Origin of the sequence: Streptococcus mitis (assembly GCF_905187495.1) — a bacterium.
GTDB lineage: Bacteria > Bacillota > Bacilli > Lactobacillales > Streptococcaceae > Streptococcus > Streptococcus mitis_CU.
The window spans coordinates 56,313-76,598 of record NZ_CAJJIB010000022.1 but is presented as its reverse complement, the minus strand read 5'-3'; the positions used below and the strand labels follow the sequence as shown (position 1 = coordinate 76,598).

Here is a 20,286-nt window from a genome sequence, read left to right as displayed (position 1 = left end):
TCCTATTCCAAAATGTTTTTGCCTTCTTTAACACGCCAACGATAATCTGATAAAATAATATCTTCGAGGGAGTAGCTAGCCTTCCAATCAAGATATTGTTTAGCTTTTGATGCGTCTGCTAGGACGCTAGCTGGGTCACCAGCACGGCGAGCAACAATTTCGTGTGGTATTTTTTGATTCAGTAATTCTTCAGCAGTTTTAAAGATTTCTTTGACGGTATAGCCCTTTTCAGTTCCTAAGTTAAATATTTGAGAAGAACTGTCTTCTTGAAAGAGGTAGTTCATTCCTTTAACATGAGCCTGTGCAAGGTCCAAGACATGAATGTAATCTCGAATACATGAACCATCACGTGTATCATAGTCATCTCCAAATATTTTCAGGCTATCATTTTGTCCCAATGCGGTCTTGTTGATGTTGGGAATGATATGAGTTGGATTTTTCACTCGCAGACCGTTTGAAGCATCCATTTCAGCTCCAGCTACATTAAAGTAACGGAAAATGACATATTTCCAATCGTAGCGATTGGCCATCCAGTAAATCATTCGTTCACCCATCAGTTTTGTTTCTGCATAAGGGTTGACAGGGTCGAGCAGGGTATCTTCAGTTGCAGGCTTGTCAATACAGTTATTACCATAGAGGGAAGCAGTCGAAGAGAACATGATTTTTTGAATACCAACTTCAGATAAGACTTTGAGAACTTGGTTCATACCAGCAACATTGGCAGTGAAGTATTTGCTTGGGTTTTCAATGCTTTCGCTAACAACAATCTCACCTGCACAGTGCAGAACAGCATCAATCTGATTTTCTTCCAAATAAGTTTTTAAGGCGCTAGCATCATAAACATCCAGTTGTTTAAAGCTAGCACGACTATCTACAGCCGCTCGATTTCCTGTAGAGAGATTATCTAGAACATGTACCTGATAGCCAGCATTTAAAAGAGCTTTAACGGTATGGGAGCCAATGTAGCCAGCTCCACCTGTAACAAGAATTGTTTTGGTCATGATTTTTTCCTTTTTCTAGTTTTGTACTATTTTAAAGAAAGAAGAAAGGAAAGTCAACTATTTTCTGTAAATTTCATGAAAAATCTGAACAATTTAGGTATCGGATTGTTTTTTTGTTTGGAAATAAAGTTTCGAGTTAATATTGGAATTTTTTTAGATTTCACTTCAAATGCAAGAGAATACTATCCATTTCTGAGATAGAGCAAGACAAAGATACTAACTTAGAAATCCACCTTCCCGCTATCCTTCTCCTATAAAAAGTGGTAAAATGGATGGAAGAAAGAAGGAACTGAAATGACAACATTATTTTCAAAAATCAAAGAAGTAACAGAACTTGCTGCGATCTCAGGTCATGAAGCACCTGTCCGCGCTTATCTTCGTGAAAAGTTGACACCGCACGTGGATGAAGTGGTGACAGATGGCTTGGGTGGTATTTTCGGGATTAAACATTCAGAAGCTGCGGATGCACCGCGCGTCTTGGTCGCTTCTCACATGGATGAAGTTGGTTTTATGGTCAGCGAAATCAAGCCAGATGGTACTTTTCGTGTCGTAGAAATCGGTGGTTGGAATCCTATGGTGGTTAGTAGCCAGCGCTTTAAACTCTTTACTCGTGACGGTCGTGAAATTCCTGTGATTTCAGGCTCTGTCCCTCCACATTTGACTCGTGGTAAGGGTGGACCAACCATACCTGCTATTGCAGATATCGTCTTTGATGGCGGTTTTGCGGATAAGGCGGAAGCAGAAAGCTTTGGCATCCGTCCTGGAGATACCATCGTACCAGATAGCTCTGCAATCTTGACAGCCAATGAAAAAAATATCATCTCAAAAGCTTGGGACAACCGCTATGGTGTACTCATGGTTAGTGAATTGGCAGAAGCTCTTTCAGGTCAAAAACTCGGAAATGAACTCTATCTAGGTTCTAACGTCCAAGAAGAGGTTGGTCTCCGTGGTGCTCATACCTCTACAACTAAATTTGATCCAGAAGTTTTCCTAGCAGTTGACTGTTCACCTGCTGGTGATGTTTATGGCGGTCAAGGCAAGATTGGAGATGGAACCTTGATTCGTTTCTACGACCCAGGTCACTTGCTTCTCCCAGGGATGAAGGATTTCCTTTTGACAACGGCTGAAGAAGCTGGAATCAAGTACCAATACTACTGTGGTAAAGGCGGAACAGACGCTGGCGCAGCTCATTTGAAAAATGGTGGTGTCCCATCAACAACAATCGGTGTTTGCGCTCGTTATATCCATTCTCATCAAACCCTCTACGCTATGGATGACTTCTTAGAAGCGCAAGCTTTCTTGCAAGCCTTGGTGAAAAAATTGGATCGTTCAACAGTTGATTTGATTAAACATTATTAAACATAAGGGAGGTGGTAGGGATGGTAGAACCAAACCTAGAAAGCCTTGTAAAAGATCTTTACAATCATGCTCGACATGATTTGAGTGAAGATTTAGTTGCTGCTCTCCTAGAGACTGCTAAAAAACTGCCTACTACAAATGAGCAATTGCTGGCAGTTCGTCTCTCAGGCCTGGTCAATCGTGAATTGCTCCTAAATCCCAAACATCCGGCACCTGAGTTGCTCAACTTGGCTCGCTTTATCAAAAGAGAAGAAGCTAAGTACAGAGGAACTGCAGCTTCTGCGATTATGTATGGGGAGCTCTTTAAAATGCTTTGATTCCATTGTGGATCAAAGCATTTTTTATATGGTAGAAAGGCAATTCTTGGTTAGGAAAAGAAAAAAGCCATCCCATTCAGGATAGCTTCTTGGTTCTTAGATTTGTTCAGCGATGACCTTTTCAGCAAGGTTCATGGCGTGGTCAGATACACGAGTATAGTGGGAAATGATGTCGATAAAGTTTACCCCAGCTTGTGTTGAACACTCACCCTTGTTGAGGCGTTTGATGTGGGTCTTTCTGAGAACACGTTCCATATTGTTGATTTCTTTATGGCGTTCAATCAGACTTTGAGCTTTTTCAATATCATTGTTTTCTACACTATCAAGGGCATCCTTGATAAAGCCAGTGGTTTTTTGATAGATATCAGCTAATTCCTGCAAAGCAGCTTCAGAGAACTCAACATTTTTACGTTGAAGGTAGTCAGTTAGATTGATTAGGGCTTCTGCGTGGTCCCCAATCCGTTCCAAATCACGGGATGAATCCAGGATGTTGGTCAGCACTTCACTTTCTTTCTGGCTAAGGGCCTCACTTGAAAGAGTAATGAGGTAGCGAGTCAATTTTTCATCAATGGTATTGATGGCTTCCTCTGTCTTGTGTCCTTTTTCAGCAACCTTTTCATTAAGGTCAATGATGTAGTTGTATGAAAGGTCAAAGGCTTTGGAAGCATAATTTCCCAAGTGAAGGAGTTCTTTTTTGGCATTTCCGAGAGCGATTGATGGAGCTTGTTTAATCAAATGCTCATCAAGATAAAGTGGCTCGTACTTGACAACTTCGTCTTCACCAGGGATGAGCTTGGTTACAAAGTAGGCCAAGGCTCCGATGAATGGAAATTGGATAATAGTATTTGTGATATTAAAGGTTCCGTGGGCGAAGGCAATGGTCATTTCTGGAGCCAGATTGAGTGTAGATTCAAACCATTGAATCAAGCCAGTGAAAGGTACAAGGAAGACAATACAGATAACCGTACCAATCACGTTAAAGGCGACATGGGCACCAGCAACACGTTTGGCAGCGATATTAGCTCCAAGAGAAGCAATAATAGCTGTAATGGTCGTTCCGATATTATCACCAAACAAGACTGGTAGGGCACCTTGTAGATCAATCAAACCACTTGCGTAAAGATTCTGTAGGATACCGATAGTTGCGGAAGAAGCTTGAATGAGTAGGGTTAGTCCAGTTCCGACAAAGACACCTAGAATAGGACTCTTGCTTAGTTCAACCATATAGTCTCTAAAGACTTGCAGGTCTTTTAGAGGTTCCATTGCACCGCTCATAAGATTGAGAGCGAAGAAGATACCACCTACACCAAAAATGATACGTCCGATGTTATTGATAGAGCGATTCTTGGTGAAGAAGAGACAAATCGCTCCGATGAAAAGCATTGGTAAGGCATAATCTCCTAGCTTAAAACCGATGATAAAGGATGTAACGGTAGTTCCAATATTGGCACCCATGACAATACCGATAGCTTGACGCAAGGTCAAAAGTCCTGCGCTGACTAGCCCCACTGTAATGACTGTGACACCAGAACTTGACTGAATTAGCGCCGTCATACCGATACCAACTAGCACACCGAAGAACGGATTGCTGGTATATTTGTCAATGTAAAACCGAAGGCGATCTCCAGCAGCTTGTTGCAAACCGTCTCCCATGGTCTTGATACTATATAAGAATAGTCCCAGACCACCTAAAAAGTGAAATAAAATTTCCTGCCAATTAATGGACATTTCTTTTTCCTCCGAAAAATAATAACGGAATTTCTCCTATTCTATTTTAAAGGATAAAAGTAAATCTAACAAGTGTTAAGCTAAGATTTTAGAAAGAAAATTCGTTAGAATGGGCCTTAATTATATTAATTTTACCAATTTCTAACCTAGATATAGATATTTCCTTTTATATATTGACATTTAAAAGAAATATTTTAAAATGAGGGAGGAATTATCTTGGTCCCTGTGATTGGGATAAAAATTTTATAAAGAAAGTTAAGCGCTTTCTTTTGTGCAACAAAATCAATCTTTTAGGAGGAGAAAATGAAGAATCTATTTTTTGAAAGACGTTGTCGTTACAGTATTCGTAAGTTATCAGTAGGAGCCTGCTCGCTGATGATTGGGGCTGTTTTATTTGCTGGTCCAGCCTTAGCAGAAGAAACTGCAGTTCCTGAAAATAACGGAGCCAATACAGAGCTTGTTTCAGGAGAGAGTGAGCATCCAACTAATGAAGCTGACAAGCAGCATGAAGGAGAACATGCTAGAGAAAATAAGCCAGAAAAGGCAGAAGGAGTAGCGACAGCATCTGAAACTGCTTCGCCAGCAAGCAATGAAGCTGCAACTACTGAAACTGCAGAGGCAGTAAGCGTAGCTAAACCAGAGGAAAAACCAAGTGAGGTGGCTGCGGAAACACCATCTGCAGAAGCAAAACCTAAGTCTGACAAGGAAATAGAAGCAAAGCCTGAAGCAACTAGCCAAGGGGATGAGTCTAAGCCAGCAGCAGAAGCTAATAAGACTGAAAAAGAAGTCCAGCCAGATGTCCCTAAAAATACAGAAAAAACATTAAAACCAAAGGAAATCAAATTTAATTCTTGGGAAGAATTGTTAAAATGGGAACCAGGTGCTCGTGAAGATGATGCTATTAACCGCGGGTCTGTCGCCCTCGCTTCACGTCGGACAGGTCATTTGGTCAATGAAAAAGCTAGCAAGGAAGCAAAAGTTCAAGCCCTATCAAACACCAATTCTAAAGCAAAAGACCATGCTTCTGTTGGTGGAGAAGAGTTCAAGGCCTATGCTTTTGACTATTGGCAATATCTAGATTCAATGGTCTTCTGGGAAGGTCTCGTACCAACTCCTGACGTTATTGATGCAGGTCACCGTAACGGGGTTCCTGTATATGGTACACTCTTCTTCAACTGGTCTAATAGTATTGCTGATCAAGAAAAATTCGCTGAAGCTTTGAAGCAAGACCCAGATGGTAGCTTCCCAATTGCCCGTAAATTGGTGGATATGGCCAAGTATTATGGCTATGATGGCTATTTCATCAACCAGGAAACAACTGGGGATTTGGTTGAACCTCTTGGAGAAAAGATGCGCCAGTTTATGCTCTATACCAAGGAGTATGCTGCTAAGGTAAACCATCCAATCAAGTATTCTTGGTACGATGCTATGACCTATAACTATGGACGTTACCACCAAGATGGTTTGGGAGAATACAACTACCAATTCATGCAACCTGAAGGAGATAAGGTTCCAGCAGACAACTTCTTTGCTAACTTTAACTGGGATAAGGCTAAGAATGATTACACTATTACAACTGCCAACTGGATTGGTCGTAATCCTTATGATGTATTTGCAGGTTTGGAATTGCAACAGGGTGGTTCCTACAAGACCAAGGTCAAATGGAATGACATTTTAGATGAAAATGGGAAATTGCGTCTGTCTCTTGGTTTGTTCGCCCCAGATACCATTACAAGTTTAGGAAAAACTGGTGAAGATTATCATAAGAATGAAGATATCTTCTTTACAGGTTACCAAGGAGACCCTACTGGCCAAAAACCAGCTGACAAAGATTGGTATGGGATTGCTAACCTAGTTGCGGACCGCACGCCAGCAGTAGGTAATACTTTTACTACCTCTTTTAATACAGGTCATGGTAGAAAATGGTTCGTAGATGGTAAGGTTTCTAAGGATTCTGAGTGGAATTACCGTTCAGTTTCAGGTGTTCTTCCAACATGGCGCTGGTGGCAAAAATCAACTGGTGATAAGTTGAAAGCAAGCTATGATTTTGAAGATGCTTATAATGGTGGAACTTCTCTCAAATTTGCAGGGGATCTTTCAGGTGCGACCAAGCAAGATGTGAATTTGTACTCTACTCGCTTGAAGGTGACAGATACCACCAAATTGCATGTTGCCCATAAAGGAGGCAAAGGAACCAAGGTTTATGTAGAATTTGCAACTAAGAAAGATTATACCTACGGTGATGAAGCTGCCCGTAAAGAATTGACAGTTTCAGATAACTGGACTACCGATGATTTTGATTTGAGTGCCTTAGCAGGTAAAACAATTTACGGTATTAAACTGTATTTTGAAAATGATAAAGACCTAAAAGGTTATCAATTTAACCTGGGGCAATTGACCATCAGCAATAATCAAGATGCTCCTCAGGCACCAACCACAGTAGCTGTAGCCAAACAAGTCCTTAAAAATGCCCAAGAAGCGGAAGCAGTTGTGCAATTTAAAGGCAACAAGGATGCAGATTTCTATGAAGTTTACGAAAAAGATGGAGACAGCTGGAAATTACTAACTGGCTCATCTTCTACAACTATTTATCTACCAAAAGTTAGCCGCTCAGCAAGTGCTCAAGGTACAACTCAAGAACTGAAGGTTGTAGCAGTCGGTAAAAATGGAGTTCGTTCAGAAGCTGCAACTACAACCTTTGATTGGGGCATGACTGTAAAAGATACCAGCCTACCAAAACCACTAGCTGAAAATATCGTTCCAGGTGCAACAGTTATTGATAGTACTTTCCCTAAGACTGAAGGTGGAGAAGGTATTGAAGGTATGTTGAATGGTACCATTACCAGTCTTTCAGACAAGTGGTCTTCTGGACAGTTAAGTGGTAGTGTGGATATTCGTTTGACCCAGCCACGTACAGTTGTTAGATGGGTGATGGACCATGCTGGAGCTGGTGGAGAATCTGTAAACGATGGTTTGATGAATACCAAAGACTTTGACCTCTATTATAAAGATGCGGATGGTCAATGGAAGTTGGCTAAGGAAGTCCGTGGCAATAAAGCCCATGTTACAGATATTACCCTTGATAAGCCAATCACAGCTCAAGATTGGCGCTTGAATGTTGTCACTTCTGACAATGGAACACCATGGAAGGCTATTCGTATCTATAACTGGAAAATGTATGAAAAGCTTGATACTGAGAGTGTCAATATTCCGATGGCCAAGGCTGCAGCCCGTTCTCTAGGCAATAACAAGGTACAAGTTGGCTTTGCGGATGTACCGGCCGGAGCAACCATTACCGTTTATGATAATCCAAATTCTCAAACTCCGCTTGCAACCTTGAAGAGCGAAGTTGGAGGAGACCTAGCAAGTTCACCATTGGATTTGACAAATCAATCTGGTCTTCTTTACTATCGTACCCAGTTGCCAGGCAAGGAAATTAGTAATGTCCTAGCAGTTTCCGTTCCAAAAGATGACAGAAGAATCAAGTCAGTCAGCCTAGAAACAGGACCTAAGAAAACAAGCTACGCCGAAGGGGAGGATTTGGACCTTAGAGGTGGTGTTCTTCGAGTTCAGTATGAAGGTGGAGCTGAGGACGAACTTATTCGCCTAACTCACGCGGGTGTATCAGTATCCGGTTTTGATACGCATCATAAGGGAGAACAAAATCTTACTTTACAATATTTGGGGCAACCGGTACATGCTAATTTATCAGTGACTGTTACTAGTCAAGATGAAGCAAGTCCGAAAACTATTTTGGGAATTGAAGTAAGTCAGGAACCCAAAAAAGATTACCTAGTTGGTGATAGCTTAGACTTGTCTGAAGGACGCTTTGCAGTGGCTTATAGTAATGACACCATGGAAGAACATTCCTTTACTGATGAGGGAGTTGAAATTTCTGGTTACGATGCTCAAAAGACTGGTCGTCAAACCTTGACGCTTCGTTACCAAGGACATGAAGTCAACTTTGATGTTTTGGTATCTCCAAAAGCAGCATTGAACGATGAGTACCTTAAACAAAAATTAGCAGAAGTTGAAGCGGCTAAGAACAAGGTGGTCTATAACTTTGCTTCACCAGAAGTAAAAGAAGCCTTCTTGAAAGCAATTGAAGCGGCGGAACAAGTGTTGAAAGACCATGAAACTAGCACCCAAGATCAAGTCAATGACCGACTTAATAAATTGACAGAAGCTCATAAAGCTCTGAATGGTCAAGAGAAATTTACGGAAGATAAGACAGAACTTGATCGCTTAACAGGTGAGGCTAAAGAACTCTTGGCTGCCAAACCAAACCATCCTTCAGGTTCTGCCCTAACTCCGCTTCTTGAGAAAAACAAGGCCTTGGTTGAAAAAGTAGATTTGAGTCCAGAAGAGCTTGCGACAGCGAAACAGAGTCTAAAAGATCTGGTTGCCCTATTGAAAGAAGACAAACCAGCAGTCTTTTCTGATAGTAAAACAGGTGTTGAAGTACACTTCTCAAATAAAGAGAAGACTATCATCAAGGGCTTGAAAGTAGAGCGTGTTCAAGCAAGTGCTGAAGAGAAGAAATACTTTGCTGGAGAAGATGCACATGTCTTTGAAATAGAAGGTCTAGATGAAAAAGGTCAAGACGTTGATCTCTCTTACGCATCTATTGTGAAAATTCCAATTGAAAAAGATAAGAAAGTGAAGAAAGTCTTCTTCTTGCCTGAAGGCAAAGAGGCAGTAGAATTGGCTTTTGAACAAACGGATAGTCATGTCATCTTTACAGCGCCACACTTTACTCATTATGCCTTTGTTTATGAATCTGCTGAAAAACCACAACCTGCTAAACCAGTAGAAAAAGTTATTTCAAGCAAGGAACCAACTGAAGGTGTCAAGAATTTGGTTGTGGATACTCCAAAATTAGAAATTGAAGAGACAAGTATTGCCTTCGAACACCAAGAACGTCCCAATCCAAATCTCCCAGTCGGTCAACGTCAACTTGTCCAAGCAGGAGTTGAGGGACAAATTCGTCGCTTGATTGAAGTAGATAGTCAAGGCAATCGTACGCTTCGCGCTACAGAAGTTTTGAAAGAAGCAAGCCCTGAAATCGTAGAAGTAGGTACTGGTCTCATTCCTGCCAATCCAGCACCACAAAACACAGACCTTCCAAAACCTACTAATCAACCGGCTTCTGATCAACAAAAGGCTCCTAAATTGGAAGTTCAAGAGGAAAAGGTTGCCTTTGACCGTCAAGAGCATGAAAATGCTGATATGCTAGTTGGGGAACAACGAGTCATCATACAAGGACGAGATGGTCTGTTGAGACATGTCTTTGAAGTTGATGAAAACGGTCAGCGTCGTCTTCGTTCAACAGAAGTCATCCAAGAGGCGATTCCAGAAATTGTTGAAATTGGAACAAAAGTAAAAACTGAACCAGCAGTAGCGCCTACACAAGAAAAACCAGCCCAAAATACAGCAGTTAAATCAGAAGAAGCAAGCAAACAATTGCCAAATACAGGAACTGCTGATGCCAATGAAGCCCTAATAGCAGGATTGGTAAGCCTTGGTCTTGCTAGTTTAGCCTTGACATTGAAACAGAAAAAAGAAGATGAAGATTAAATATCGAAAAATCTTGTGAAATCTTTCCTTATATTTCCAAAGTGTGATATAATAGTTTCGAATAAAATAAATAAAGGGGTTTTTGTAACATGGCAAAACTTACTGTTAAAGACGTTGACTTGAAAGGTAAAAAAGTCCTCGTTCGTGTTGACTTCAACGTACCATTGAAAGATGGCGTAATCACTAACGACAACCGTATCACAGCAGCTCTTCCAACTATTAAGTACATCATCGAACAAGGTGGACGTGCAATTCTTTTCTCTCACCTTGGACGTGTGAAAGAAGAAGCTGATAAAGCTGGTAAATCACTTGCTCCTGTAGCAGCAGACTTGGCAGCTAAATTGGGCCAAGACGTTGTTTTCCCAGGTGTCACTCGTGGTGCTGAATTGGAAGCAGCTATCAACGCTCTTGAAGATGGACAAGTTCTCTTGGTTGAAAACACTCGTTACGAAGATGTTGACGGCAAGAAAGAATCTAAAAACGATCCTGAACTTGGTAAATACTGGGCATCACTTGGAGATGGTATCTTCGTAAACGATGCATTCGGTACAGCTCACCGTGCACACGCATCTAACGTTGGTATCTCAGCAAACGTTGAAAAAGCAGTTGCTGGTTTCCTTCTTGAAAACGAAATTGCCTACATCCAAGAAGCAGTTGAAACTCCAGAACGTCCATTCGTGGCTATCCTTGGTGGTTCAAAAGTTTCAGACAAGATCGGTGTTATCGAAAACTTGCTTGAAAAAGCTGATAAAGTCCTTATCGGTGGTGGTATGACTTACACATTCTACAAAGCACAAGGTATCGAAATCGGTGACTCACTTGTAGAAGAAGACAAATTGGATGTTGCGAAAGCTCTTCTTGAAAAAGCAAACGGTAAATTGATCTTGCCAGTTGACTCAAAAGAAGCTAACGCATTTGCTGGTTACACTGAAGTGCGTGACACTGAAGGTGAAGCAGTTTCTGAAGGCTTCCTTGGCCTTGATATCGGTCCAAAATCTATCGCTAAATTTGACGAAGCTTTGACTGGTGCGAAAACAGTTGTATGGAACGGACCTATGGGTGTATTTGAAAACCCAGACTTCCAAGCTGGAACAATCGGTGTGATGGATGCTATCGTGAAACAACCAGGCGTTAAATCAATCATCGGTGGTGGTGACTCAGCTGCCGCAGCGATCAACCTTGGTCGCGCAGACAAATTCTCATGGATCTCTACTGGTGGTGGAGCATCAATGGAACTTCTTGAAGGTAAAGTTCTTCCAGGACTTGCAGCCTTGACCGAAAAATAAGATTTTATAAATAAATCAAAGAAGAGAGGAACGAAAGTTCCTCTTTTCTTTTGCTTAAAATAAAAACGCTTCCTCTCAACTATTACTCATAAAAATCACCGATTTATGATAAAATGGAAATAGAAAGTTGAGATTATGAGTTATTTTAAAAAATATAAATTCGATAAATCCCAGTTCAAACTTGGTATGCGAACCTTTAAAACAGGTATTGCTGTTTTTCTAGTTCTCTTGATTTTTGGCTTTTTTGGCTGGAAAGGTCTTCAAATCGGTGCTTTGACAGCCGTTTTTAGCCTGAGGGAGAGTTTTGATAAGAGTGTTCATTTTGGGACTTCGCGTATTCTAGGAAATAGTATCGGTGGTCTCTATGCGCTGGTCTTCTTCTTATTAAATACCTTTTTCCACGAAGCCTTTTGGGTGACCTTGGTAGTTGTTCCAATCTGCACCATGTTAACCATTATGACAAATGTAGCCATGAATAACAAAGCAGGAGTTATTGGTGGTGTAGCAGCTATGTTAATCATTACCTTATCGATTCCGAGTGGTGAAACGATTTTGTACGTATTTGCGCGTGTATCAGAAACTTTCATGGGAGTTTTTGTCGCAATTCTCGTAAATTACGATATTGATCGTATTCGGCTCTTTTTAGAGAAAAAAGAAAAATAATGTTACATTTTATAACATTATCAATTGACGTTTGTCTTTTTTTAGACTATAATAGACAGAAAGAAGGAAATTGTAAATGAAGGAAAAAGAATTTCGCCGAAATATGGCTGTTTTTCCTATCGGCAGTGTTATGAAGTTGACCGATCTATCGGCGCGTCAGATTCGTTATTATGAAGATCAAGAGTTGATCAAGCCTGATCGAAACGAAGGGAACCGTCGCATGTATTCCTTGAATGACATGGATCGTCTGCTTGAAATCAAAGATTATATCTCTGAAGGTTATAATATCGCTGCCATTAAGAAAAAATATGCTGAACGTGAAGCGAAATCCAAGAAAGCGGTGAGTCAGACTGAGGTGCGTCGTGCACTTCATAATGAACTCCTCCAACAGGGTCGCTTTGCTTCAGTACGGTCACCTTTTGGTCGCGGTTAGGCAACCGCAAGTAGTCATACATTAAGGAGAAAACTCATGCCAATCACAGCTGCAGATATTCGTCGTGAAGTCAAGGAAAAAAATGTTACCTTTATTCGTCTCATGTTCTCAGATATTTTGGGAACCATGAAAAACGTCGAAATTCCTGCTACAGATGAACAGTTAGATAAAGTCTTGTCAAACAAGGCTATGTTTGATGGATCTTCTATTGAAGGTTTTGTACGTATCAATGAGTCGGATATGTACTTGTACCCAGACTTGGATACATGGACAGTCTTCCCGTGGGGAGATGAAAATGGAAGTGTTGCAGGTTTGATCTGTGATGTCTATACAACAGAAGGTGAACCATTTGCAGGTGACCCTCGTGGCAATTTGAAGCGTGCTCTTCATCACATGGAAGAAGTAGGATTCAAGTCCTTCAACCTTGGCCCAGAGCCAGAATTCTTCCTATTTAAGTTGGATGAAAATGGAGACCCGACACTTGAAGTGAATGACAAGGGTGGCTACTTTGATTTGGCGCCTACTGACCTTGCGGACAATACACGTCGAGAGATTGTCAATGTCTTGACCAAAATGGGATTTGAAGTAGAAGCGAGTCACCACGAGGTTGCGGTTGGACAGCATGAAATTGACTTCAAGTACGATGAAGTTCTCCGTGCTTGTGATAAGATTCAAATCTTTAAACTTGTTGTTAAAACCATTGCTCGCAAACATGGACTTTACGCAACCTTTATGGCAAAACCAAAATTTGGTATTGCTGGCTCAGGTATGCACTGTAATATGTCCCTGTTTGATGCAGAAGGAAACAATGCCTTCTTTGATCCAAATGATCCAAAAGGAATGCAGTTGTCAGAAACGGCCTACCATTTCCTTGGTGGTTTGATCAAACATGCCTACAACTATACTGCCATCATGAACCCAACGGTTAACTCATACAAACGTTTGGTTCCAGGTTATGAAGCGCCGGTTTACATTGCTTGGGCTGGTCGTAACCGTTCGCCACTTGTGCGCGTGCCTGCTTCACGTGGTATGGGGACTCGTCTTGAGTTGCGTTCAGTGGATCCAATGGCGAACCCTTATATCGCTATGGCAGTTCTGTTGGAAGTTGGTTTGCATGGTATTGAAAATAAAATCGAAGCACCAGCTCCTATCGAAGAAAATATCTACATCATGACAGCAGAAGAGCGCAAGGAAGCTGGTATTACAGACCTTCCATCAACCCTTCACAACGCTTTGAAAGCTCTGACTGAAGATGAAGTTGTCAGAGCGGCTCTCGGAGAACATATTTATACTAGTTTCCTCGAAGCTAAACGAATCGAATGGGCAAGTTATGCAACCTTCGTTTCACAATGGGAAATTGATAACTATTTAGACCTTTACTAATACTAATATAGAAGAAAGATTGCCTGAGGGCGGTCTTTTTTCTTGCGTTTTATATCGAGGTGTGATATATTTTTTATAACGAAGTGCGATATATCGAACTGACTAGGAGGTGCTTATAAATGGAATTAACGGATAAGATTCGTCGAGTTTATCTTCCGATGACGGAAACGGGTTTTTATATCTTGTTCTGTCTGCAAAAGGAAGGTCATGGTTATAGTATTACGCAAAAGGTCAAGGAGATGACAGATTCGCAAGTCTTGATTAGTCCTGGAACTATGTATGGAACCTTGTCAAAAATGGAAAAGGATGGTTTGATTTCCTTTGTCCGCGAAGAGGAAAAACGGAAAATCTATCAGATAACAGACTTGGGACGAAAAGTCTTAGATATTGAATTGAAGCGTATTGAACGCCTCTACAGAAATAGTCGGGAGGAAGGATGATGGAAAAGAAAATTGTTTATCGAATTTTTACAATTGCGGATTATGAGAGGGAGGCTCTATACTTTAGAGAAATGCATGCTAAGGGCTGGAAACTTAGGAAAGTAAGCTATTCTATCTTATTGTTTGCAGTTAAGTATACCTTTGAAAAGTGTCAGCCTGAGCAAGTGTCTTATCAGTTGGATTTTTACCCAATGGAAAAATCAGAGAGAGTCTCCTATTTACAACTATTTAAAGACTGTGGTTGGGAGCATATTACAGACTTTAATAGTTTTTCCTATTTTAGAAAAGCACATTCTGAAATTGAATCGAATGCAGAATTTGAAATCTATAATGACGCTGCTGGGAAGTTAGCTATGGTTAATCGCATTTTAAGACTGCGATTAGTACCTGTTTTACTTTTGCTAGCTATACATATACCATTCCTATTTATATTGCTCGATAGAAGTAATACGTTTGATCTATGGAAATTTTTTGCGGTTGGGCTATATATTTTCTTGTCTTTAATCCTTTTGTTAATGGTTGTATATATTAGCTGGAAGTTATGGCATAAAAAGAAGGAATTATCAGATTTATGATAGGGTAGGTATGCTCAAAATTGGAGGGGAAGTCATGATAAATAAAAAGCAATTTCGGATTTTCACTATTCTTGATTTGGACAAGGAAGAAGAATATTTACATGAGATGCATTTGAAAGGTTGGAGGTATAGAACGAGTCGTTTTGGTTTGTTCTATTTTGACCAATGTCAACCAGATGATGTCATCTACCGTATCTATGATTCTAGATTTCTTAAAAAGCATAAGCATGAACTGCAAGATTTTAGAAATAGAGGTTGGGAATTGATAGGAGCAGGTTCTTGTTCGATTCTTCGTAAACCAGCTTCTGATATACTTTCAGAGGATCAAGTCTATATGAGTAAGGGACTCAGATGGGAAGTTATGCGATCTAGACTTCGTTCCTGTACAGCTACTTTCTTAGGTGGTCTTGTTGTCTGTATGAGTCTATTTAAAGAGGAGCTTTCTATGTCTTTCTTTATTATTTTTCTTTTATATGCTCTCTTGATTTCTTATCTAATCTATGGTTTTTTTAGACTTAAAAGGAAATACCGAGTAGATAAACAGTAAGGTTCTAGGTCTTTAGACTGATTTTTAGCACTCTTAATAAAAGAGTGCTAATTTTTTGAGTTTTTGTCTTGACATTCTCTTTTAAGGGTGTATAATAGAATCATAAGTTAGCACTTGACTGTATCGAGTGCTAATTGATCAGACAGAGAGGAGTGATGAGGTGGTTACAGAGCGTCAGCAGGATATTTTAAATCTGATTATTGACATCTTTACCAAAACGCACGAACCTGTCGGATCCAAAGCCTTGCAAGAGTCTATTAACTCTAGCAGCGCAACCATTCGTAATGACATGGCGGCTCTAGAAAAGCAAGGTTTGCTTGAGAAGGCCCATACTTCAAGTGGTCGGATGCCAAGTGTTGCTGGTTTTCAGTACTATGTGAAACACTCACTGGATTTTGACCGACTAGCTGAAAATGAGGTTTATGAGATTGTCAAAGCCTTTGATCAGGAATTCTTCAAATTGGAGGATATTCTGCAAGAGGCTGCTAATCTACTGACAGACTTGAGTGGCTGTACGGTAGTGGCACTGGATGTTGAGCCGAGCAGGCAACGTTTGACAGCCTTTGATATCGTTGTTTTGGGGCAACATACAGCCTTGGCAGTATTCACCCTAGACGAGTCTCGAACGGTTACCAGTCAGTTTCTGATTCCAAGGAACTTTTTGCAGGAGGATTTGCTGAAGCTGAAGAGCATCATTCAGGAACGTTTCCTCGGCCACACCGTTCTAGATATTCACTACAAGATTCGGACGGAGATTCCGCAGATTATCCAGCGTTACTTTACAACAACGGACAATGTGATCGATCTCTTTGAACATATCTTTAAGGAAATGTTCAACGAAAACATTGTGGTGGCGGGCAAGGTCAATCTCTTGAATTTTGCCAATCTGGCAGCCTATCAGTTCTTTGATCAACCGCAAAAGGTAGCTCTGGAGATTCGTGAGGGGTTGCGTGAAGATCAGATGCAAAACGTCCGTGTTGCAGACAGTCAAGAGTCCTGTCTAGCTGACCTAGCGGTGATTAGTAGCAAGTTCCTCATTCCTTATCGGGGAGTTGGAATTCTAGCCATTATCGGTCCAGTTAATCTGGATTATCAGCAACTAATCAACCAAGTCAATGTAGTCAATCGTGTTTTGACCATGAAGTTGACAGATTTTTACCGCTACCTCAGCAGTAATCATTACGAAGTACATTAAGATTGAAATCATTAAAGGAGGCGAAAATGGCCCAAGATATAAAAAACGAAGAAGTAGAAGAAGTTCAAGAAGAGGAAGTTGTGGAAACAGCTGAAGAAACAACTTCTGAAAAGTCTGAGTTGGACTTGGCAAATGAACGTGCAGATGAGTTCGAAAACAAATACCTTCGCGCTCATGCAGAAATGCAAAATATCCAACGCCGTGCCAATGAAGAGCGTCAAAACTTGCAACGTTATCGTAGCCAGGACTTGGCAAAAGCGATTCTCCCTTCTTTGGATAACCTTGAGCGTGCACTCGCGGTTGAAGGTTTGACAGACGATGTCAAAAAAGGATTGGAAATGGTGCAAGAAAGCTTGATTCACGCTTTGAAAGAAGAAGGAATCGAAGAAATCACAGCTGACGGTGAATTTGACCATAACTACCATATGGCCATCCAAACTCTCCCAGCAGACGATGAACACCCAGCAGATACCATCGCCCAAGTCTTCCAGAAAGGCTACAAACTCCATGACCGCATCCTACGCCCAGCAATGGTAGTGGTCTATAACTAGTTTAGAAAACTTGACAAAATTTGTCCGAAACGACACTAAACTATGAAGAAAGATAAAATATGTTTGGCTTTGCAATAGTGAGCGAAGCGAACCAAAGACGATACTCTTCGCCGTGGCGCTATTTGCGCAAACTTTGAGACCTTAGACTCAAAGTTTAGTCAAAGAGATTGACGAAGTTAAGCTCTGACGGCGCCGCCACTTAAGAAGAGTATCAAAAAGAAAAATAGAATATAAAATTTAAGGAGAAAAACACATGTCTAAAATTATCGGTATTGACTTAGGTACAACAAACTCAGCAGTTGCAGTTCTTGAAGGAACTGAAAGCAAAATCATCGCAAACCCAGAAGGAAACCGTACAACTCCATCTGTAGTCTCATTCAAAAACGGCGAAATCATCGTTGGTGATGCTGCAAAACGCCAAGCAGTTACAAATCCAGATACAGTCATCTCTATCAAATCTAAAATGGGAACTTCTGAAAAAGTTTCTGCTAACGGAAAAGAATACACTCCACAAGAAATCTCAGCTATGATTCTTCAATACTTGAAAGGTTATGCTGAAGACTACCTTGGTGAAAAAGTGACTAAAGCAGTTATTACAGTTCCAGCTTACTTCAACGACGCTCAACGTCAAGCAACAAAAGACGCTGGTAAAATCGCTGGTCTTGAAGTAGAACGTATCGTTAACGAACCAACAGCAGCAGCCCTTGCTTACGGTTTGGACAAGACTGACAAAGAAGAAAAAATCTTGGTATTTGACCTTGGTGGTGGTACATTCGACGTCTCTATCCTTGAATTGGGTGACGGTGTCTTCGACGTATTGTCAACTGCAGGGGACAACAAACTTGGTGGTGACGACTTTGACCAAAAAATCATCGACCACTTGGTAGCAGAATTCAAGAAAGAAAACGGTATTGACTTGTCTACTGACAAGATGGCAATGCAACGTTTGAAAGATGCAGCTGAAAAAGCGAAGAAAGACCTTTCTGGTGTAACTTCAACACAAATCAGCTTGCCATTTATCACTGCTGGTGAGGCTGGACCTCTTCACTTGGAAATGACTTTGACTCGTGCGAAATTTGACGATTTGACTCGTGACCTTGTAGAACGTACAAAAGTTCCAGTTCGTCAAGCTCTTTCAGATGCAGGTTTGAGCTTGTCAGAAATCGACGAAGTTATCTTTGTTGGTGGTTCAACTCGTATCCCAGCCGTTGTAGAAGCTGTTAAAGCTGAAACTGGTAAAGAACCAAACAAATCAGTAAACCCTGACGAAGTAGTTGCTATGGGTGCTGCCATCCAAGGTGGTGTTATCACTGGTGATGTCAAAGACGTTGTCCTTCTTGATGTAACACCATTGTCACTTGGTATCGAAACAATGGGTGGTGTCTTCACAAAACTCATCGACCGTAACACAACAATTCCAACATCTAAATCTCAAGTCTTCTCAACAGCAGCAGACAACCAACCAGCCGTTGATATCCATGTTCTTCAAGGTGAACGCCCAATGGCAGCAGATAACAAGACTCTTGGACGCTTCCAATTGACAGATATCCCAGCTGCACCTCGTGGAATTCCTCAAATCGAAGTAACATTTGATATCGACAAGAACGGTATCGTGTCTGTTAAGGCCAAAGACCTTGGAACTCAAAAAGAACAAACTATTGTCATCCAATCTAACTCAGGTTTGACTGATGAAGAAATTGACCGCATGATGAAAGATGCAGAAGCAAACGCTGAAGCAGATAAGAAACGTAAAGAAGAAGTTGACCTTCGTAACGAAGTAGACCAAGCGATCTTCGCGACTGAAAAGACAATCAAGGAAACTGAAGGCAAAGGCTTCGACGCAGAACGTGATGTTGCCCAAGCTGCCCTTGATGACCTTAAGAAAGCGCAAGAAGACAATAACTTGGACGACATGAAAGCAAAACTTGAAGCATTGAACGAAAAAGCTCAAGGCCTTGCTGTTAAACTCTACGAACAAGCTGCAGCAGCGCAACAAGCTCAAGCAGGAGCAGAAGGGGCGCAAGCAACAGGAAACGCAGGCGATGACGTCGTAGACGGAGAGTTTACGGAAAAATAAGATGCAAAGCCCGTTAAAACCTCACAGTGAAAATAGGAAATCTGACGCAGAAACTTTAGTTTCTAGGAAGATTTGTCTTTTTCACCAAGAGGTTAGGGCGTGCTCGATTCGGTAAGATGTTGAGGTATTAATATGAATGATAGAGTTGAATTGGAACTCATCTCTGATGAAACACATGAAAATGGTACATATGATGAGAGAGTGAGGACTTATAAATGCCCTTGTGGTCAAGGAACTGTCGTCTGGTCTAAAGAACGTCCGAATGGTAGTGGTTACGGCTATCAAGCAACTTTTTCAGATGCATTTTGCTATTGTGACAATTGTAAAGATAAATATGATGTTAGCGAATGGAAAGGCTATGCGATTCCGCTATAAATCATAAAGTATGGAAATCCAGAGGTTGCAACCCAGCCTCTGTTTTTCGATAAAATAGAGGATGTTGCGTATGAAAAAAGTACTTTGTATCATTTATCCTAATTTTTCTCTTTATGAGATAACCACTTTAACGAGTACTTTAGCTCTGTCTTTTGATATCACGATTGATTATGTCGCTTCTGAGAATTCGATGGTAGTCTCTGAGGATGGTTTGCCCTGTCAACCGACGAAAACATTGGATCAGATCCGTATAGAAGATTATTCTTGTGTGATTTTGCCAGGAATGGTAAATATAGGTCCTGCTCTACAAGATGAGAAATTGATCTCGTTTTTGAGAAGTCTTAATGAGCAAGATATCCTAATTGCAGCCATTTCTTCAGCGCCCCTTTTATTGGCGAAAGCAGGCTTGTTGAACAACACGAAATTTACAGGTGGAATTTGGCAAAACTTCTTTGACTATTTTGAATTTCTTCCACGTGAGAATTTCCAACCGAAAGTTCTTGTCCAAGATAAACAAATCATTACGGCTATCGGTTTTGCACATCAAGAGTTTGCAAGAAAAGTGATTTTCGGTTTAGGGTTGGCAGAGAATACGGAGAACTATTTTAAAGAACAGAACGAGTATGCTGAAGAGGATTTGATATTTACTCTATCAGATGAAGAGTTTAATCAAGTGAAGCAGAGTATAGAAAACAGCCTCTAAAGATTTACATGAAAATTATAGAAAGGAACAAAGGTGTTCGTAACTGAACACGGGTTCCCAAATTTCTTACTCAATA

At 40.8% G+C, this 20,286-nt stretch carries 17 protein-coding genes and 1 pseudogene; 16 read left to right on the top strand and 2 right to left on the bottom strand.

Annotated features, from left to right (window positions below):
• Positions 1 to 2 precede the first annotated feature (2 nt).
• Positions 3 to 1,001, bottom strand: a complete 999-nt coding sequence (galE, locus tag JQ843_RS04300; protein WP_065427684.1) for a UDP-glucose 4-epimerase GalE — start codon at positions 999 to 1,001, stop codon at positions 3 to 5.
• A 294-nt stretch (positions 1,002 to 1,295) separates the two neighbouring features.
• On the opposite strand from galE, the gene pepA reads away from it, so the two are divergent.
• Positions 1,296 to 2,360, top strand: coding sequence for a glutamyl aminopeptidase (pepA, locus tag JQ843_RS04295; RefSeq protein ID WP_000209162.1), 1,065 nt, complete (start codon positions 1,296 to 1,298; stop codon positions 2,358 to 2,360).
• 20 nt (positions 2,361 to 2,380) lie between these two features.
• Complete coding sequence (locus JQ843_RS04290; RefSeq protein WP_033679682.1) at positions 2,381 to 2,677, top strand: bacteriocin immunity family protein; 297 nt, start codon at positions 2,381 to 2,383, stop codon at positions 2,675 to 2,677.
• 96 nt (positions 2,678 to 2,773) lie between these two features.
• Here JQ843_RS04290 and JQ843_RS04285 read toward each other — a convergent pair whose 3' ends face one another.
• Complete coding sequence (locus tag JQ843_RS04285; RefSeq protein WP_049499742.1) at positions 2,774 to 4,405, bottom strand: Na/Pi cotransporter family protein; 1,632 nt, start codon at positions 4,403 to 4,405, stop codon at positions 2,774 to 2,776.
• A gap of 303 nt (positions 4,406 to 4,708) precedes the next feature.
• On the opposite strand from JQ843_RS04285, the pseudogene JQ843_RS10170 reads away from it, so the two are divergent.
• The 14 genes and pseudogenes from JQ843_RS10170 to JQ843_RS04220 form a co-directional block, all read left to right on the top strand.
• Positions 4,709 to 4,771: pseudogene (locus JQ843_RS10170) on the top strand (YSIRK-type signal peptide-containing protein); the annotation flags it as partial.
• A 291-nt stretch (positions 4,772 to 5,062) separates the two neighbouring features.
• On the top strand, positions 5,063 to 9,982 hold the full coding sequence (locus tag JQ843_RS04280) for an endo-beta-N-acetylglucosaminidase (RefSeq protein WP_419991897.1): 4,920 nt from the start codon (positions 5,063 to 5,065) through the stop codon (positions 9,980 to 9,982).
• An 89-nt stretch (positions 9,983 to 10,071) separates the two neighbouring features.
• Positions 10,072 to 11,268: a phosphoglycerate kinase gene (locus JQ843_RS04275; RefSeq protein ID WP_203212980.1), complete on the top strand. Its 1,197-nt coding sequence runs from the start codon at positions 10,072 to 10,074 to the stop codon at positions 11,266 to 11,268.
• Between the two features lie 135 nt (positions 11,269 to 11,403).
• Positions 11,404 to 11,931, top strand: a complete 528-nt coding sequence (locus JQ843_RS04270) for an FUSC family protein (RefSeq protein ID WP_000119915.1) — start codon at positions 11,404 to 11,406, stop codon at positions 11,929 to 11,931.
• Between the two features lie 76 nt (positions 11,932 to 12,007).
• Positions 12,008 to 12,364 carry a transcriptional repressor GlnR gene (gene glnR, locus JQ843_RS04265; RefSeq protein ID WP_000659548.1) on the top strand — a complete coding sequence of 119 codons (357 nt, stop codon included), beginning with the start codon at positions 12,008 to 12,010 and terminating at the stop codon, positions 12,362 to 12,364.
• Between the two features lie 36 nt (positions 12,365 to 12,400).
• A complete protein-coding gene (gene glnA / locus JQ843_RS04260; RefSeq protein ID WP_033676218.1) occupies positions 12,401 to 13,747 on the top strand; it encodes a type I glutamate--ammonia ligase in 1,347 nt (448 codons plus the stop codon).
• 119 nt (positions 13,748 to 13,866) lie between these two features.
• On the top strand, positions 13,867 to 14,187 hold the full coding sequence (locus JQ843_RS04255; protein ID WP_004255941.1) for a PadR family transcriptional regulator: 321 nt from the start codon (positions 13,867 to 13,869) through the stop codon (positions 14,185 to 14,187).
• Positions 14,187 to 14,762, top strand: coding sequence for a DUF2812 domain-containing protein (locus tag JQ843_RS04250; RefSeq protein WP_203212979.1), 576 nt, complete (start codon positions 14,187 to 14,189; stop codon positions 14,760 to 14,762). Before JQ843_RS04255 ends, JQ843_RS04250 begins: the two co-directional genes overlap by 1 nt.
• A gap of 34 nt (positions 14,763 to 14,796) precedes the next feature.
• Positions 14,797 to 15,309, top strand: a complete 513-nt coding sequence (locus JQ843_RS04245) for a DUF2812 domain-containing protein (protein ID WP_203212978.1) — start codon at positions 14,797 to 14,799, stop codon at positions 15,307 to 15,309.
• A 160-nt stretch (positions 15,310 to 15,469) separates the two neighbouring features.
• Positions 15,470 to 16,504: a heat-inducible transcriptional repressor HrcA gene (gene hrcA / locus JQ843_RS04240; RefSeq protein WP_000255759.1), complete on the top strand. Its 1,035-nt coding sequence runs from the start codon at positions 15,470 to 15,472 to the stop codon at positions 16,502 to 16,504.
• A 26-nt stretch (positions 16,505 to 16,530) separates the two neighbouring features.
• Positions 16,531 to 17,055 (top strand): nucleotide exchange factor GrpE, encoded by a 525-nt coding sequence (grpE, locus tag JQ843_RS04235; RefSeq protein ID WP_203212977.1) that lies wholly within the window; start codon positions 16,531 to 16,533, stop codon positions 17,053 to 17,055.
• A gap of 253 nt (positions 17,056 to 17,308) precedes the next feature.
• Positions 17,309 to 19,132 (top strand): molecular chaperone DnaK, encoded by a 1,824-nt coding sequence (dnaK, locus tag JQ843_RS04230; RefSeq protein WP_203212976.1) that lies wholly within the window; start codon positions 17,309 to 17,311, stop codon positions 19,130 to 19,132.
• Between the two features lie 132 nt (positions 19,133 to 19,264).
• Positions 19,265 to 19,507 (top strand): hypothetical protein, encoded by a 243-nt coding sequence (locus JQ843_RS04225; protein ID WP_173875827.1) that lies wholly within the window; start codon positions 19,265 to 19,267, stop codon positions 19,505 to 19,507.
• A gap of 70 nt (positions 19,508 to 19,577) precedes the next feature.
• On the top strand, positions 19,578 to 20,210 hold the full coding sequence (locus tag JQ843_RS04220) for a DJ-1/PfpI family protein (protein ID WP_203212975.1): 633 nt from the start codon (positions 19,578 to 19,580) through the stop codon (positions 20,208 to 20,210).
• Positions 20,211 to 20,286 lie beyond the last annotated feature (76 nt).

What these genes read in the sequence shown, in the direction of transcription:
- JQ843_RS04290 (WP_033679682.1), top strand. Translation starts at nt 2,381, where the DNA reads ATGGTAGAACCAAACCTAGAAAGCCTTGTAAAAGATCTTTACAATCAT.
- glnA (WP_033676218.1), top strand. Translation starts at nt 12,401, where the DNA reads ATGCCAATCACAGCTGCAGATATTCGTCGTGAAGTCAAGGAAAAAAAT.
- JQ843_RS04220 (WP_203212975.1), top strand. Translation starts at nt 19,578, where the DNA reads ATGAAAAAAGTACTTTGTATCATTTATCCTAATTTTTCTCTTTATGAG.
- galE (WP_065427684.1), bottom strand. Translation starts at nt 1,001, where the DNA reads ATGACCAAAACAATTCTTGTTACAGGTGGAGCTGGCTACATTGGCTCC.
- JQ843_RS04270 (WP_000119915.1), top strand. Translation starts at nt 11,404, where the DNA reads ATGAGTTATTTTAAAAAATATAAATTCGATAAATCCCAGTTCAAACTT.
- JQ843_RS04285 (WP_049499742.1), bottom strand. Translation starts at nt 4,405, where the DNA reads ATGTCCATTAATTGGCAGGAAATTTTATTTCACTTTTTAGGTGGTCTG.
- dnaK (WP_203212976.1), top strand. Translation starts at nt 17,309, where the DNA reads ATGTCTAAAATTATCGGTATTGACTTAGGTACAACAAACTCAGCAGTT.
- grpE (WP_203212977.1), top strand. Translation starts at nt 16,531, where the DNA reads ATGGCCCAAGATATAAAAAACGAAGAAGTAGAAGAAGTTCAAGAAGAG.
- glnR (WP_000659548.1), top strand. Translation starts at nt 12,008, where the DNA reads ATGAAGGAAAAAGAATTTCGCCGAAATATGGCTGTTTTTCCTATCGGC.
- JQ843_RS04275 (WP_203212980.1), top strand. Translation starts at nt 10,072, where the DNA reads ATGGCAAAACTTACTGTTAAAGACGTTGACTTGAAAGGTAAAAAAGTC.
- JQ843_RS04250 (WP_203212979.1), top strand. Translation starts at nt 14,187, where the DNA reads ATGGAAAAGAAAATTGTTTATCGAATTTTTACAATTGCGGATTATGAG.
- pepA (WP_000209162.1), top strand. Translation starts at nt 1,296, where the DNA reads ATGACAACATTATTTTCAAAAATCAAAGAAGTAACAGAACTTGCTGCG.
- JQ843_RS04245 (WP_203212978.1), top strand. Translation starts at nt 14,797, where the DNA reads ATGATAAATAAAAAGCAATTTCGGATTTTCACTATTCTTGATTTGGAC.
- JQ843_RS04255 (WP_004255941.1), top strand. Translation starts at nt 13,867, where the DNA reads ATGGAATTAACGGATAAGATTCGTCGAGTTTATCTTCCGATGACGGAA.
- JQ843_RS04225 (WP_173875827.1), top strand. Translation starts at nt 19,265, where the DNA reads ATGAATGATAGAGTTGAATTGGAACTCATCTCTGATGAAACACATGAA.